Below are 16,552 nucleotides of genomic sequence, written 5' to 3'. Positions count from 1 at the left end.
TAACAAATTACACAAAGAAACGTGAAGTATCTTCCTAAAGAAAAAATGCCCGAAAACCTACATAACAAGGCTTTACGAGCATTTAAGAATATTCAAAATGATAATTGGAAATTTGTGATATGTTTATACTAAAATTTTCATAAAGGTCTAGACAACTTTACAAAAAAAGCCGCACAAAGCCGCCTTTTGATTTAGTTTATAAGATTAAATCGCAACAACAGGATATAATTTCAAATATCATTCCTCCATCGTCTGGTTACATACTAGTTTACCGTATTTTTCTGAAATTTTCAATAACTTTTTCTAAAAAACCAGCTAATTTGTGAACTTTTTTATTTTTTTACAACTCAAATATTCGGAAATAGAGGATTCTATTTTTGTAAAAAAGAATCGGGAGCATTCATCAGCCCAATTCTCTAAAAATCTTATCTAGTCTACTTTTACTACTTGAAGTTGAACTCCGCCTAGCAGCACTAGATATTTTTCTATTTTTTCAATACCATACGAACGACGAAGAGCTTCAGCATAAAGTGATAATTGTGCTTGGTAGCGCTCCACTAATTCACTTGGATTTGTATATTGATCTGTCTTATAATCAAAGAGAACGATACGATCATCCAGTAGGAGATAACCGTCCAAAATTCCACGGACTACAAAATTCTGTCCGCTCGCTTGATCTTGCTTTAACATAGCAAAAGGAGCTTCACGATAAACTTTATCCGCCTGCTTCAAGAGCAGTTGACCAAGCTCTGTCTCAAAGAAACTAGCTATCTTTTGCAAATCAATCTTCTTTTTGACAGTTTCTTCTGCCTGAACCTGAGCCAATATTTCCTTTAAAATAGCTATTGTAGGCAATTGATTTAAAGGAATACGCTGCATCAGTTCATGGACAGCACTACCGATTTGCGCTCCTGTAACAGGGGCTTTTTTAGCAAAGTCAGGTAGTTCAAAAGAAGTTTTTCCAATAAAATCTGGAGTTTTTTTCTCCATAATTTCAACGCCGTCTGTATCCATGACCGGTTCATAAAATTTCTTGATTTGGCTCGGTGTCCGAACACTTGGCAAATGGATGGCAGCTCGATACTGAGTATTTAGCCTGTCCACATTTTCCAAAATATCCAAAGCCCTGCGAATATCCTCAGACTGGCGATTGTGCGCTAAGTTCTCCTCGACAATCCGTTCCTTCAGCTTTAGCTGACCTATTTTCTCACTTGTTAAATCGCTATCCGTCACAAATCGGGTTGAAAAGGTTAAGTCATCATTCTTAAAGACGGTTTGCAAAGCCCAAATCCAGTCTTGAAAACTTGTCATAGTTCGCCTAATGGAGGCTGCTAAACGACCATTTTCAGGAGCAGGGAAGGTCTTTTTCTCCAAGCTTTCTTGACGACCTTTGCCAACCAGATATAGCTTTCTTTCTGCCCGCGTCATAGCAACATAGAGCAGACGCATTTGCTCAGAAATACTCGCCAAATGAATCTCACGCTCATTTTGCACATAAGGAAGAGTATCGATAGACAAACGAACATGATTAGGCGCCAACTTATCAGTTACATCTACCGCTACGTCCGCGACATACTTGATACCGACGCCATTTTGACGACTGAGAATCAAGGCAGAGCTGCTATCCTTACGATTGAAGGCTTTATCCGTATTAAGCAAAAATACATATTTAAATTCCAAACCTTTGCTCTTATGAACTGTCATCAAGCGGACTGCATGCTTCGGAGCCGCAACGACGACACTCGCCAAATCGTTCTGTGTTTCCAATATTTTGTCAATCATCCCAATAAAACGAGATAGACCTTTAAAACTCATCTTTTCGTAGTCATTTGCTCGCAAAGTAAGAGCGTAGAGATTCGCTTGACGCCCTGCGCCATTTGGTAGGGCTCCTACATAGTCATAATAAAAGCGGTCTTGATAGATTTTCCAAAGCAAATCATAGAGCGAATTTATTTTTGCAAATTCTCGCCAATCCAGCAGTATTTCTTGAAACTGCTGGATTTTCTTTAAAATAGGAGGTGTAATGAGTTCGGGATGTTGGCCGTGTCCACTCAAAGCGTTTTTCAATTTCTCATAGAGATTTTCCTGATGAACAACGTGATTAGCTTCAGTCACCTTTTTTTGCAAGGCCAAACGAGCCAATTCATCCTCAGTAAAGGTGAACATTGGTGACTTTAGAAGTGCCACCAAAGCGTAATCATTGAGAGGGTTGTTAATTGTACGCAAGGTGTCTAACATCACCATGACTTCAACAGACTGAAGGTAATTGTCCTCACCACCGTCTGAAACGACAGGAATACCATATTTAGCGAACTCAGCTAGAATCATATCGTTGCGTGTGCGTGAAGCTGTTAGCAAAGTAATATCCTCAAATTGGACATTTTCCTCATTGTGCAGACGGATAATTTCCTTAATGACCAGCGCTACTTCTCCTGCAGAAACAGAAGAAACATCCTTGTCATTCTCCTCATTATTCGTCTCAAGTGTTCCGTCATAAATGAGAAACTCCGTCTGATATTGTGGATTTGGCTCTTTCTTATCAGGATTTCCAGCTACCAGATAATGCGTCTCATTGTAATCAATTTCTCCCACTTCCTCATCCATGAGACGTTTGAAAACGTCATTCGTGGCTTCCAAGACTTCCACATGACTGCGGAAATTCTCTTTCAAAACAATCAATTTCCCTTGCTGGCTATCGTCTTGATACAACTTGAACTTATCGTTAAAAATCTGTGGATCAGCCTGACGAAAACGATAAATAGACTGCTTAATATCCCCCACCATAAAGCGATTATGTCCATTTGATAACAGTTCTAGCATACGTTCTTGCGTATGATTGGTGTCTTGATACTCATCCACCATAACTTCATGATATTTATTTCGATAAAAATGGCGCACATCAGGAAATTCTTCCAAAATCTGAATAGCAAAATGACTGACGTCTGCAAACTCAAACGCATTTTCTTCTTTTTTGCGGTTCAAATAACTTTCAACAAATGCTTTCATAAACCGTTGTAAGACAAGCAGGATTTCCTTTGCTTCTTCATGATAGGTCACTTGAAATTCAAAGCGATAAAATTGATCTGCCAAATCTCGTAAAACTTGAATTTTTTCTTTGCGCTTTTCATTATAGGTGTTGATGATTTCTTTTAATTCTTCTTTGCGTCCGCTGTTTGTCAAGGCTTTGCCATTGCTTGCGCGTGAAATCTCTACAATTCTATCAAGTGCTGTGACATAAGCTTCCTCAGAGGACTGTCCTTGTAAGCTTGCCAGACAATCAAGCACGCTCTGAACATTTTCAAGGTATTTTGCTTTTGGAAATTCCTTGGCTTCATTCGCCAAATGATAATGGAAAAAATCTTCTAGGTCATAAAGAGCTTCTTTTATTTGTGCTAAAAGTTGCGCTTTTTCTTCTTGGAAATCCGCACGCTCATAGCCTTTCAAAAAGTCTTTCCCCAACCATGCTATTGGACTACTGGTGGATTGCAAAAAAGCATAAATCTTATAAACCTGCTCTCGAAAACCGAGCAAATCTTTTCTTTGACCGGTAAAGTTTTTGACTAATTTTTTAAATAAAGCAGCCTGATCAGATTGATAGAATTCTTCAAAAACTTGCTCGAAAACTTCATTTTGCAGCAATAACTGCTCACTTGCGCTTTGTAAAATGCGAAAATTCGGCGCCAATTCTAGGAGATAACCATATTTATTTAGGACTTTTTGGGTGAAAGAGTCCATGGTACCAATGTCAGCATTCGGAATATCAGCTAATTGCTGTGCCAAATGCTGTTTGAGCTCCTCATCATCTGTTGCCTTCAAAGCCTTGGATAACTCTTTTTCCAAGCGCTCTTTTAGCTCACTTGCGGCTTTAACGGTAAAGGTCGAAATGAAGAGCTGGTCAATGCGAACTCCCCGCAAAATTTGGTCAACAATCCGCTGCACCATAACAAAGGTTTTTCCTGATCCTGCAGAAGCAGACACAAGAATATTTTGACCGGAGGAGTAAATGGCTTCGATTTGCTCTGGTGTACGTTTTTGAGCTTTGTCAGACTGAGCTTCTCGTTCCTGCAAAGTATAGATTTCTTCCTGACTCAAAAATGGAATCTGTCTCATTTTTCTAGCTCCTCCTTCATCTTTTCTATCCATGCTTGACGCTTCTTTTCACCTGTCGGGTGGCTATCTAACTTAACCAAATGGCGGGCGCTAGAGAGGTGAAGGTTAGCTTCAAATCCCGTAATGGACTTGTACTGCTCCACAAAAGGTGCAATACTTCTGCCATTTTCCGTATAAGGATTGATGTAAAAATGCCCTGCCAAGATCTGCTCAGCAGCACGGCGATACAAGAGTGCATTATAAGCCAACAATGTCTCCAGCTCCTCTTGACTCAACAGATTCACTTTCTTTTTATCGTACAAACCATTCAGCTGACGAGCCTGCTCAGACAAGAACAGACCTTTGTATTCTAGATTCTTCATTGCTTCTTTGACAGCGTCGCCTTGCGACTTCGTCTTGGCTAAAGGCACAAGTGGATTGGCCATCTGCAAATACATGGCACCAAAAGTCTGTACTTCATCATTCGCCCACTTTTCTTGCTTCAACGCCATTAGATATGTAGGCAATTGAGAATTTAGACCATTGAAGAATTTTTGAAAATCAAAATTTGTGTCACTTGATTTATAATCCACAATTCCCAGACTACCGTCACTTCTCAATCGGTCAATGCGGTCAACTTTCCCTCGAATTTGAAGATTGCGTCCGTCTGACAAGGTTAGAACATTTGTTTCTTCCTGTCCGAAAACAGCCTCTTCTTGAATGGTTTCGACTAAATCATTTCTCTCTAAAACCCGTCCTGTCGCACGCGCGGTGTCCAGCAAAACTTCGTGAGCAAATAATGCTTCTGCATTTTCTGTATAAAGAGCTTCAAATTCCGCTTCCTGACTCGCTTCTTGAATGGCTTTTTCTAGACGATGATCGAATGACTCACTAGACTGCTCTTGCATAACTTTTTCAAACACACGATGCAGAAAATTTCCATGACTGCGCGCATCTGGATGAATCGTCATTTCTTCCTGCAAAGCCAAGACGTACTTCAAAAAATAAGCATATTGATTGCGATAGAATTCTGTCAAAGCTGAAGTAGATAGCTGAAATGCTTGATGAGGCAGATAAAGAACTTGTAATGTCTGCGTTGACAAGGTTTCTGTTTCAAGACTTGACGTTACATTAGGAATCGAAATACCTTCGCTTTCCAATTTTTTGCGCAAAACCCGTACGACGACTGACCAAAAAGTTTGCTCTTTCTCCGTCAAAGAACGCTCCCGATCAATATCCCCTTGATTCAACTCAATAACCCTCGCCAACAGAGCCCGATAAGTTCCAATATCATCACTTGTTGCCTGCGGACGCTTCACTTCAATCGGCAGCTCAATTGGTCGTTCATGCAATTCTAACAAATATGGAGAAATGTTGTTCTCTATTTCATTGACAATCTGAGGAGTGGAGAGCACCAACCTCTCCGTTGCAGCATTCAAAAGCGACAAGGCGACAAAACGATTTTTCTGGAGATTTTCCTGAGCAGCAATCAGCAACTCCGAATGCTCATCAGTTGCTTCATTTAATCGTAATCGGTCTTCATCTGACAAGAGGCTCTTGTTTTGCGCAATTTTTGGAAAATAGTCTTGAGTCAAACCAACAGCATAGACAAAAGGACTTGACAAAGGCTCGATCAAATCATAAGACTGAACGGTCACAACGTCTACCGTTGCTGGAATAGTCCGATAATTGGATAACAGCATTCCTGACTGCACTAAAGTCAAAAAATCATCTAGCTTGACCTTGTTAGCTGAAAAGACACTAGCAAATTGTTCCAAAACATGACAAAAAGCCTTCCAGACTTCTTCTTGTCTTTCTTGGTCTTGCGGGTTCGTAAAATCTACTAAAGAAGCAAAATTCTGAGAAAAAGCAATCTCTGTCAAAAAGTGATGAAATTTCTGGAGCAGACCTGTCGCTGTTTGACTGCGAGATTTGAAAAATTCCAAGAGCGGAGTGACTATTTTTTTTCTTAATTGATTGATGTGAATCAAGTCAAATTTTTGATGCTGATTGTGAGTAAAATCTTTAGAAAATTTACTAATCCCTTTTACATCCGCAAAGCGAATATATTGCTCAAACAAATCCAGCTCTTCTTGCGTTAAACGACCATAAAGACCTGTCTTCACAAGATTGAGCAAATCCTCCGTCCGAAAATTATAGCGTTTCAAACGCACTAAAGATTCGATAAATTGCACCAAAGGGTGATGTGCCATAGACTCGCTTCGCCCCAGATAAAAGGGAATCTGATACTGATCAAAAATCGTCTTTAACTGCAAACGATAGGCTTCTACATCTCCCAAAAGAACGCGAATATCCTTGTAGCGAGCACCGTCATGAACTCGCTGGCGAATGCTCTTTGCCACATATTCCAGTTCTTCTTTTTGATTGACAGTCGACCAAATCTGTACATGCGAGCGGTCTTGCTCCGTCAATTCCAACTCAACATCTGAGAAATCATAGCGGCTTTCTAGCAGTTTTGAAATCTTTCCAAAAGCATCATCTGGCTGTATTGACGGTCTATATTCAGGTTTTACCTTATATTTATCTGCCAAATGGCGCAAGAAATCCACGCTAGCCTGATAGAGATTGCCCTCTCGAAAAGTCGCACGATAAGCTTTTTCACTTGCATAAGCACCAATGACGATTTCCACACCTTTACGATGTAGCAGCTCTACCAAATAAGCTTCCTCAGCAGAAAACCGTGTAAAACCGTCAATGACCAAAGCCAATCCTTGCAATTCTTTATCTACATCAGCTGCTATAATGTGATTGGCAAAGGCCATGATATTTGACTCAGAAGTAAATTCACTCTGATTCAGCTGATGCATAACAGCTTGTAAAATCTTGATTAAATCTGCTTTTTTCTCGTCTTCATCCAGATAGTCCAAGTCTGCAACAGTCATTTGAGCTTCTTGCAACTCATGATAAAGCTCAACCAATTGCTGAATAAACTGCGCATCCGTCCGAATGCCGCCGTACACCTGCAAATCATGCTCTTCCATTTCAGATAAGACCTTATAAAAGAGCATTCCCAAACCAATATCGTCTAATGGTCTGCCTTGCTGCACATCATTGAGGACAAAATAACGCGCCATCTGCGCAAAACGTGTCACCGTAATGGCAAATGAAGCACGGTTTTCTAAAAGACGCAAAACGGCTCTTTCCTTTTCAAATGAAAGAGAGTTGGGTGCAATATAAAACACGCGCTTGCCTGCTTGTGCTAAACGCTCTGCTTCTTCTGTTAGAATGTTTGTTAAGGGATTGCGAATATCCGTATAAAGTAATTTCATGAGCATCCTTTTTGTCAAAATATAGTCCTATTATATCATTTTTAAAGTTTTTCAACAGCGATTGACTACATACCTTTTCAAGAAAAAAATCCCCACAAGAATACTTGTGGAGAACGATTTTTAATGATAAGCTAAAGCTTTTTTGAAGCTCTTCCAAATGCCAATGTCATCTGTTTGTAAAATTAAACTGGAGTAAATCCGACCGATATAAACTGTCATTCCTAAGGTAAAGACAAAGGCAATGGCAAATGAAATCCAAGCTTCTAGCCCATTTGCATAACCGTTAATGGCACGGAAGGGCATAAAGAAGGTCGAAATAAACGGAATATAAGAACCAACTTTCAACAAGATCGTGTCACCAGCGTTTCCAAGAGCCGTCACTCCCAAAAATCCCAAAATAATCAGCATCACAACAGGCTGAACAGCTTTCCCAACGTCTTCAATCCTCGTTACCATTGAGCCTAAAAAGGCAGATAAAACCACAAACATAAAGACACTCAAGGTGATGAAAGCAATGGTATTAAAGGAAATTGCCTCTCCCAAATGCTTCATCAGATTTGGATTGGCATCTAAGAATTCTTTTACAAAAGAAATCTGGTCTGAAAAAGCAAGCAACAGCACAGCGCCGATTACATAAATACCCACATGGGTCAAGATAACTGCAAAAATTCCAGCCATTCGACCATAAAAATATTCAGATGCCTTGATACTGGAGAAAATAACCTCCATAATCTTCGTCCCTTTTTCGCTTGCAATTTCTTGAGCAGTGGAGCTTGTATAGACAAGGAGAATCATGTAAAGCATAAAACCAATTGCTGTTGCGACAATCGTTTGAGTGGCCTTCTTCGCTTCTTTCTTCTCATCAATCTTTTCTTTGAAATCAATAGCTCTTGAAAGTAGCTTCACTTGATTAGCTGATAAATTAGCTTGGCTAATATTTGCAACCTGTTGCAACTGCATCAGTTTCTGTGTAATTTCAATTTTTGTAGCACTACTCATGCTCGTATCTGCAAAATAAGTTGCCTTGATTTGCCCCTCTGCTTCTGATACTAGCAAATATCCACCAACATCGCCATCTTTTACAGCTTTCTTAGCTGTTGCTTCATCTTTATAATTGATATCCAGATTCTTAGTATCTTTCAAAACTTCCTTCACTTGAACATTGTTTGATACAACTGCGACCCGACTAGAATTACTGCTTGACATAGAAGAAAGGTAGCCAACACCTAAACTCAATCCTACAAAGATAAAAGGGGATATGACCATAAAGACAAAACTCCATGACTTGACATGACGAAGATAGGTTTCTTTGATAACAATTAAAGTCTGTTTCATACTTCCACCCCTGATTCTAACTTAAAGATTTCATCAATTGTTGGAGCTTGTTGGTCAAAAGTTTCAATATATTGTCCTTTAGTCAGCAAGTCAAACAATTCCTTACCAGCCGCTTCGTCATCTAAGACTAAACGCCATGTTCCTTGATTGGTTAGGCTGGCTTTCGTCACATGAGGAAGTGCTTCTAATTCCGTTTGAGACAGCGAGCTAGACACAAACAGACGTGTTTTGCCATATTGATTACGAACTTCCTGCACGCTGCCATCCAAAATGACTTTCCCATCACGAATCATGACAACATCATCACACAATTCTTCCACATTGGTCATCACATGGTCAGAGAAAATAATGGTTGCTCCTCGCTCTTTTTCCTCAATAATGACTTGTTTCAAAATCTCGGTATTGACAGGATCCAAACCACTAAATGGCTCGTCTAGGATAATCAAATTTGGCTCATGCAAAAGTGTGATAATCAACTGCACTTTTTGTTGATTCCCTTTGGACAAGCTCTTGATTTTATCAGTCACTTTTCCTTTGACTTGCAAGCGCTCCATCCACTGAGGCAATTTTTCTTTCACAACCGCATTTGGCACTCCCTTTAAATTTGCCAAATACCGCACTTGCTCATAAACGGTTAACTTAGGCATCAGACTTCGCTCTTCTGGCAAATAACCAATTTTCCGATAGGTCTCCTGAGAAATCGGTTGCTTATCAAATGTAATGTTTCCGCTGTATTCTAAAAAACGCAGAATACTGTGGAAAATCGTTGTTTTCCCAGCACCGTTCTTCCCAATCAGACCAAGGATTTGTCCTGATTCAGCTTTGAAATCAACACCAAATAGAACTTGTTTTTGCCCAAAACTTTTTTCTAAATTTTGAATTTCAAGCATCCTAAACCTCCTAAAATTCTAAGTTTACTATATGCATATATAGATTCTCTATATTTAATAGTATAATCTTTTGAAAGCGGATTTTCAAGTTTTTGTGTAAAATTTTCTTATTTTTTTTACAACAAAAAGAGAGTCATCAATAGCCGCCATTTATAGATTGACTGTCTCTCACTCTCTTACCTTGATTCTATTTGCGCTTTACTAAGCCTTAAAAGCATCCACTAATACTTGAAATTCTTCATTGGAGAGCGTAATCCCTTTCCCCATTTTTGTATGGTCAGGACTCCAACTACGGATATCGTATTTGGCTGGCGTACCATTGAAGCTCACACGATTCAGCTCTTTCGTCCAGCCTTTATCATTTTCTGATAACACCAATAACTTTTCTTCTATCTCAAATTTAAATTCTGACATTTTTATCTCCTTTTTCTTCTTTCTTGATTTATTCGTAAAAAATTTACTTTTTTAGCGAGTTTGTTATATAATATATTGTAACAAGTTATGGAGAATTTAGCTATGAAAAAATTTCTCGAAATGATTTTAGAGCGCGCAAGTGAATTTATCAATTACAAAAAGGATACACAAGAGATAGAGGAAGACAACGCCAATATTTTGCAGACGATTGAAACAGCTTTGCAAAAAAAATCAGGTGTGCATGTCATTTTTTCAGATAAAAGTTTTACTGGTGATATTGTCAAATATGACAAAGAGCGTCAGCAATTGATTGTTAAAAACTTCCAGAAAAGTATGTCAACGATTATTCGTATTTCAGATATTAAGCGGATTCGTCTGGTTCCAAATACTATCAGAGAAGCGCAAAAAAGAAATTCCAACCTCAGCTAGGAGATTGGAATTTTTTTATTCAAATAAGCTGTAATAATCCGCAATCGTCATTTTCGCTTTCTCTTCTTGATGTAAGTCTTGGATAATTTGTCCGTCTTTCATGACAATCAAGCGATTGCCATATTTGAGAGCATCTTCCATATGGTGGGTAATCATGAGAGCAGTCAGTTGATCACGATTTACAAATTCATCTGTCAGACTCATCAATGCCACACTGGTTTTGGGGTCAAGCGCTGCTGTATGTTCATCCAAAAGCAACAGCTCAGGGCGTTTGAGAGTCGCCATCAACAAACTCAAAGCCTGTCTTTGCCCACCCGAGAGAAATTCAATCGGCGTATCTAAGTGTTTTTCTAAACCATTGCCGATTTTGTCTATTGTCTCCTGAAATTCTTTGCGATAATGGCTCAGACAACGTGGCACCAGACGGCGTTTTTCACCACGAAATTTAGCAATCAATAGATTTTCTGCCACCGTCATGCGCGGAGCTGTTCCCATTTTTGGGTCTTGAAAAACGCGTGACAGATACTTAGCCCGTTTTTCTGGTGAATAATTGGTCACATTTTCACCTAGAATATAAATGCTGCCACTCGTCAATGGTAATGTTCCTGCAATGACATTGAAAAGCGTGGATTTCCCTGCCCCATTTCCGCCTAAAATCGTAATGAAGTCATGCTCAAAAATATCCAGTGAAACATCATTTAAAATAACTTTTTCTTCCTCAATACCTGTGTTGACAATTTTTGTCGCGTTTTTTAATTCTACAATTGCTGTCATTTGCTTAACTTGACTCCTTTAAAGAATTTATTTTTGAAAGTCGGAATCATGAGACAAATTGCCAAGATAACCGCACTATAAAGGCGAAGATAGCTGGTATTAAAGCCAAGCGCAATCACGCCCCAAATCAGGAATTGATAGAAAATAGAGCCGACAACAATCGTCAATAGGCGTTCTGCCAATGTCAGGCTGGTAAAAAGCACCTCTCCGATAATGAGACTGGCAAGCCCCACAACAATGACACCAATCCCGCGCGAGACATCCGCATAACCTTCCTGCTGGGCAATAAGGGCACCAGCTAGGGCAATGACACCATTAGACAGCACCAGACCCATTAACTCCATTCGTCCTGTGTGAATGCCAAAACTCCTTGCCATATCAGGATTATCACCCGTGGCAATATAAGCTTGACCCAATTTTGTATCTAGGAAAAAAAGCAATGCTACAATTACCAAACTGACAAAAATCAATCCTGTCAGAAGATTGTTTAATTCGCCAGAAAACGGTAGAAAGTCCTGAATTTGCTTCGTTCCAAGAAGTCCAAGATTAGCCCGCCCCATTAACATAAGCATAATCGAATGGCAGGAAGTCATGACTAAAATTCCCGAAAGGAGAGTAGGAATTTTCCCCTTAGTATAGAGAAGCCCCGTTACCATGCCTGCCAGACAGCCAGCCAGAATGGCAACAGCAGTTGCCAGAAAAGGATTGATTCCCTTACTAATCAGCGTAACTGCTACTGCTCCGCCCAATGGAAAAGAGCCCTCTGTTGTCATATCAGGGAAGTTTAAAATGCGGAAGGTCATAAAAATCCCCAAGCCTAAAATAGCCCAAACAAGTCCTTGTGAGACAATTGAAAGTATCATACTGTTGTCCTAACCTTTAAAATATACTAGCTTTACTCAATGACTTGTCCTGCTTTTTTCAGAACATCATCTGGAATTGTTATTCCTAGCTGAGCAGCCACTTTTTTGTTCACAACTGATTTGCCAGTAGCAAAGATTTCAACAGCTGTGTCTGCTGGTTTAGCGCCCTTCAAAATTTTCGCCGTCATTTTTCCAGTCGCCACTCCAAGATCTTTTTGATCGACAACCACTGAACCCAGACCACCTTCTTCTACCATAGCTGTCGCACTTGGATAGATTGGTTTTTTAGCCGTTTGATTGCTGGAAACGACTGTTGAAAAAGCTGAAGCAATGGTGTTGTCAATTGGAATCCAAATAGCATCTACCTTTCCTGTCATCACATTCATGGTTGAAGCAATCTCATTGGTAGAAGGTACAGCATAAGGAAGCACTTTATAGCCTGCTTTTTCAGCCAAAGCTGTAAATTCTTCTACCTGCGTTTTTGAATTGTCTTCACTGCTTGAATAAAGGACGCCGATTGTTTTCACATTCGGTGTTAATTGTTTGATGAGCTCCAATTGCTGTTGAGCTGGGTTGTGGTCAGACACACCTGTAATGTTGCCTCCCGGCTTTTTCAAATCCTTTAGTAAATTCGCCCCAACTGGATCGGTCACTGCTCCCATGACGATTGGCTTGTCTTTCGTTACACTAGCCAAACCTTGAGCAGCAGGCGTTGCGATTCCAATCAGCACGTCATTGCCATTGGCAACTAATTGCTTGCTCATCGTTGCCACTTTACTTTGGTCACCTTCTGCATTCATAAAGTCAATTTTGATCTTCTTACCTTTATAACCTTCTTGCGCCAATCCTTCTTGAATCCCTTTATAAATCAAATCAAGTGACGGATGACTGACATATTGCAGCACACCAACTTTTACTGTTTTGGTTGTATTGTTTGTCTTCGGTGCTTTCTCGCCATTTACACTAGAATAAATAATGCCTCCGACAACTAATACCACCAAAAGAGCAATCATTCCCATTAACCGTTTGTTTTTCATATCTGTTCTCCATTTCGTATTTTCTAATTTTTATTCAAGTAAAAGCCAGAGTCGCCATCGTTTCAACATATTTTTACCTCCATTAACGAGACTGAAACAATAAAAGAAAAACCCACACACAGTTCATCCTGTGTGAGGGCGTAAATCGCGGTGCCACCTCAATTATGGGAAAAATAATAGACTTATCCCACATCTCAATCTTGTCTAACAACAAGTTGCACTGTAAGGTGTGCTCACCGAATTTTTATCGTTTCAAATTCAACTTCTATCCATTAGCCCAATTTCATAAAACGCTGCTGCTTGTTTTCACCAACCACAAGCTCTCTGCCAACAACTATTTTATTACTTTTCTAATTTGATATTATTTTAGATGTTTCTGAAACAAATGTCAAGTGTTTTGTCAAACTTTTCTGACAATAATTTTCCAACCTTTTCTTGCTATTTTTTGTTATAATCTTCTTTAGTATCATTCAAGGAGAGAAAACCATGTCCTTTGACGGATTTTTTTTACACCACATGACAGAGGAATTGCGGCAACAGTTGCTATATGGTCGCATTCAAAAAATCAACCAACCTTTTGAGCAGGAATTAGTGCTGCAAATCCGCAGCAATCGGCAAAATCACAAATTGCTCTTGTCTGCTCACCCTGTTTTTAGTCGCATTCAACTAACCCGTACCGCCTTTGAAAATCCAGCAGTACCCACCACATTTATCATGGTTATGCGAAAATATCTACAAGGCGCTACAATTGAAAACATTTCACAAATCGAGAATGATCGAATTTTAGAAATTTCTGTCTCCAATAAAAATGAAATTGGAGATAGCGTGGCAGCAACTCTAGTCATCGAAATCATGGGTAAACACAGCAATATCATCTTAATGGACAAGGCAAGTAGTAATATCATTGAGGCCATTAAGCATGTTGGCTTCTCGCAGAATAGTTACCGCACGATTCTGCCGGGCTCGACCTATGTCGCTCCACCTCAAACAGGCAGTCGCAATCCGTTTACGATTTCTGACGAAAAGTTATTTGAAATTCTCCAGACAGAGGATTTATCAGCTCGTTCTTTACAAAAGCTGTTCCAAGGCTTGGGGCGCGATACAGCGACCGAGCTCAGTCAGCGCTTAACGAGTGAGAAACTAAAAACCTTCCGTGCTTTCTTTGCCAGTCCCACACAAGCTCATCTGACAACCAAATCCTTTGCCCCCATTCTTTTTGTGGACAGTCAGAAAGAATTTCCGAGCTTATCGCAGCTACTAGACGATTTCTATCAAGACAAGGCGGAACGCGATCGCGTTAATCAGCAAGCCAGTGAACTGATTCATCGAGTAGAGAATGAATTAGAAAAAAACCGCAAGAAATTAAAAAAACAAGAGCAGGAATTAGTCGCGACTGAAAATGCTGAAGAATTTCGCCAAAAAGGAGAACTCCTCACTACTTTTTTGCACCAAGTTCCAAACAATCAAGACCAAGTAGAACTGGACAATTACTACACAAGCGAAAAAATTACTATTGTGTTGGATAAAGCTTTGACCCCTAACCAAAATGCTCAGCGCTATTTTAAGAAATACCAAAAGCTGAAAGAAGCAGTCAAGCATTTAACGGGACTGATTGAAGAAACTAAAGAAACCATTCAATATTTGGAGAGCGTAGAAACAGCTTTGTCGCAAGCTAATCTCACAGAAATTACAGAAATCCGAGAAGAATTGATTCAGACAGGCTTTATTCGTCGACGTCAGCGTGAAAAAATCCAAAAACGGAAGAAACCTGAGAAATATTTGGCAACTGACGGTAAGACGATTATTTTGGTCGGTCGAAACAACTTACAAAATGATGAGTTGACCTTTAAAATGGCTAAAAAAGAGGACCTTTGGTTTCATGCCAAGGATATTCCCGGCAGTCACGTCGTTATCACGGACAACCTACATCCAAGTGATGATGTCAAGACAGATGCTGCGGAATTGGCGGCATACTTTTCTAAGGCGAGATTGTCCAATCTCGTTCAGGTGGATATGATTGAAGTCAAAAAACTTAACAAGCCAACAGGTGGTAAACCTGGTTTTGTAACCTACACAGGGCAAAAGACCCTACGCGTTACTCCTGATGAAGTCAAAATTAAATCCATGAAGATGTAAGGTGTCTACTAACTGGCACCTTTTTCTGACTATTTTTTATATGTCCGACCCTCGGATGAAATGAATTTCTTTTCAGGTAAGCTGTCCGACCCTCGGACGGAATGAATCTCTTTTCAGGCAAGCTGTCCGACCCTCGGACAGAGTGAATCTCTTTTCAGGCAAGCTGTCCGACCCTCAGACGGAATAAATCTCTTTTCAAGCAAGCTGTCCGACCCTCGGACAGAGTAAATCAGTTCTCAAGCAGGTCGTCAATGTGAATGACAGCTCAAACCAATTCTCGTTCACTTCTTCGACCGGGGCGACAGCTTAAACTAGTTCTCATTCACTCCGTCGACCGAGACGACAGCTTAATCCAGTTCTCGTTCACTTTGTCGACCGAGGCGACGAACTTGTTCTCATTATAAGGGACTGAAAAAACTTCTTAGAACAGTAAAAGGCTTAAAATCAGTGCTTTTAACAACACGATTTTAAGCCTTTTTGGCATCATTCTTTTGAATTTTGAATGGAATTTGAGCTTTTCTCTAACTTTGTCCACCGCCTTTTATTCCGATTTCTCAATATCTTTTTTTAGCTCTGCTACATTCAATTTTGCAGAGAGAAAATCTTGGTCTTGAACCGGAAAACGCTGCTCCAAAGCCGCAATCGTCCCAATTTCAACCTCTCCATTTTTCATGACAAAATCCATGACATGTCCACCGAATTGGTGGTCATCAGATAGAAAATGAAGATGATAACCAGCTACGCTAACGCCGTGAAACAGCTCCGGCGTCCAAAAGCCAACAATCGTTCCTGAAACGTGTTCTGCATGGTACTCAGGCTGATGAGCAGCAATTTCTACGAACTTCTTCCCCGAAGAGGATTTTGGAGCCATGCGTACATGCATGCTGCTAAATTCACCATGAATCTTAATTGAGCGAAAAAGATTTTCCCCGACATAGCTAGCTTCTATGCGCTTCTTCAACGCTTCATCGCTCAGCTCAACATCCTGACGAAAACACGCTTCTGCTCTGTGAAAAGCCACTGCAGCATAAGGAACCGTCCTATCTGTTGAAACTTCTATCACTTCAGGACTTGCTCCTATCCCCTTGGCTTGATAGGCCTTGCCGTCAAGCACAATCAGCTCTCCGTCAATAGAGTCTAAAGTACCAATCCCTAAATCGCCATGTTGAAGCAATTCTTCAATCGTCATCGTCCCCTTGTAAAGCCCCGCCATCAAAGCCCCCAAAGTATTGTAGTGAAATAATGTTACAAGCTTTTCCATTTCTCCTCCTAGGCAATTTTTACTATCTTTCCTT

The 16,552-nt window shown here is 40.0% G+C and carries 11 protein-coding genes and 1 other annotated feature; of the genes, 2 read left to right on the top strand and 9 right to left on the bottom strand.

Features of this window, described 5'->3' with window-relative positions; translation table 11 throughout:
* Positions 1-429: 429 nt before the first annotated feature.
* The 5 genes from addA to SanJ4206_RS03120 all read right to left on the bottom strand — a co-directional run bounded on the left by addA (position 430) and on the right by SanJ4206_RS03120 (position 10,018).
* On the bottom strand, positions 430-4,110 hold the full coding sequence (addA, locus tag SanJ4206_RS03140; RefSeq protein ID WP_022525448.1) for a helicase-exonuclease AddAB subunit AddA: 3,681 nt from the start codon (positions 4,108-4,110) through the stop codon (positions 430-432).
* The gene (gene rexB / locus SanJ4206_RS03135) at positions 4,107-7,379 is read right to left on the bottom strand and encodes an ATP-dependent nuclease subunit B (protein ID WP_022525449.1); all 3,273 of its coding nucleotides are present in this window, start codon (positions 7,377-7,379) and stop codon (positions 4,107-4,109) included. Before rexB ends, addA begins: the two co-directional genes overlap by 4 nt.
* Before the next feature lie 120 nt (positions 7,380-7,499).
* Complete coding sequence (locus tag SanJ4206_RS03130) at positions 7,500-8,714, bottom strand: ABC transporter permease (protein ID WP_003028048.1); 1,215 nt, start codon at positions 8,712-8,714, stop codon at positions 7,500-7,502.
* Positions 8,711-9,604, bottom strand: coding sequence for an ABC transporter ATP-binding protein (locus SanJ4206_RS03125; RefSeq protein ID WP_003028047.1), 894 nt, complete (start codon positions 9,602-9,604; stop codon positions 8,711-8,713). The genes SanJ4206_RS03130 and SanJ4206_RS03125 overlap by 4 nt, the downstream gene beginning before the upstream one ends.
* A gap of 201 nt (positions 9,605-9,805) precedes the next feature.
* Entirely contained in the window at positions 9,806-10,018 is a 213-nt protein-coding gene (locus SanJ4206_RS03120) for a YdbC family protein (RefSeq protein ID WP_003028046.1), read from the bottom strand.
* Positions 10,019-10,105: 87 nt separating this feature from the next.
* Between SanJ4206_RS03120 and SanJ4206_RS03115 the strand changes: the two genes are divergently transcribed.
* Complete coding sequence (locus tag SanJ4206_RS03115; RefSeq protein WP_003028044.1) at positions 10,106-10,447, top strand: hypothetical protein; 342 nt, start codon at positions 10,106-10,108, stop codon at positions 10,445-10,447.
* A 15-nt stretch (positions 10,448-10,462) separates the two neighbouring features.
* Here the strand turns inward: SanJ4206_RS03115 and SanJ4206_RS03110 are convergent, their stop codons facing one another.
* Genes SanJ4206_RS03110 through trpX form a run of 3 tightly spaced genes read right to left on the bottom strand, consistent with a single transcriptional unit; the run spans position 10,463 to position 13,121 of the window.
* The gene (locus SanJ4206_RS03110; RefSeq protein ID WP_003028043.1) at positions 10,463-11,221 is read right to left on the bottom strand and encodes an ABC transporter ATP-binding protein; all 759 of its coding nucleotides are present in this window, start codon (positions 11,219-11,221) and stop codon (positions 10,463-10,465) included.
* Entirely contained in the window at positions 11,218-12,084 is an 867-nt protein-coding gene (locus SanJ4206_RS03105) for an ABC transporter permease (RefSeq protein WP_003028041.1), read from the bottom strand. The genes SanJ4206_RS03110 and SanJ4206_RS03105 overlap by 4 nt, the downstream gene beginning before the upstream one ends.
* Positions 12,085-12,116: 32 nt before the next feature.
* Positions 12,117-13,121 carry a tryptophan ABC transporter substrate-binding protein gene (trpX, locus tag SanJ4206_RS03100; protein WP_003028040.1) on the bottom strand — a complete coding sequence of 335 codons (1,005 nt, stop codon included), beginning with the start codon at positions 13,119-13,121 and terminating at the stop codon, positions 12,117-12,119.
* Between the two features lie 131 nt (positions 13,122-13,252).
* Positions 13,253-13,489, bottom strand: a binding site (T-box leader).
* 118 nt (positions 13,490-13,607) lie between these two features.
* Between trpX and fbp62 the strand changes: the two genes are divergently transcribed.
* Positions 13,608-15,257 (top strand): Rqc2 family fibronectin-binding protein Fbp62, encoded by a 1,650-nt coding sequence (gene fbp62 / locus SanJ4206_RS03095; RefSeq protein WP_022525450.1) that lies wholly within the window; start codon positions 13,608-13,610, stop codon positions 15,255-15,257.
* Between the two features lie 541 nt (positions 15,258-15,798).
* Here the strand turns inward: fbp62 and budA are convergent.
* On the bottom strand, positions 15,799-16,518 hold the full coding sequence (budA, locus tag SanJ4206_RS03090; RefSeq protein WP_003028037.1) for an acetolactate decarboxylase: 720 nt from the start codon (positions 16,516-16,518) through the stop codon (positions 15,799-15,801).
* Positions 16,519-16,552: the final 34 nt, after the last annotated feature.

The sequence above is a fragment of the Streptococcus anginosus genome (assembly GCF_001697145.1).
GTDB lineage: Bacteria > Bacillota > Bacilli > Lactobacillales > Streptococcaceae > Streptococcus > Streptococcus hominis.
This window is presented reverse-complemented; position numbering and strand designations above follow the sequence as displayed.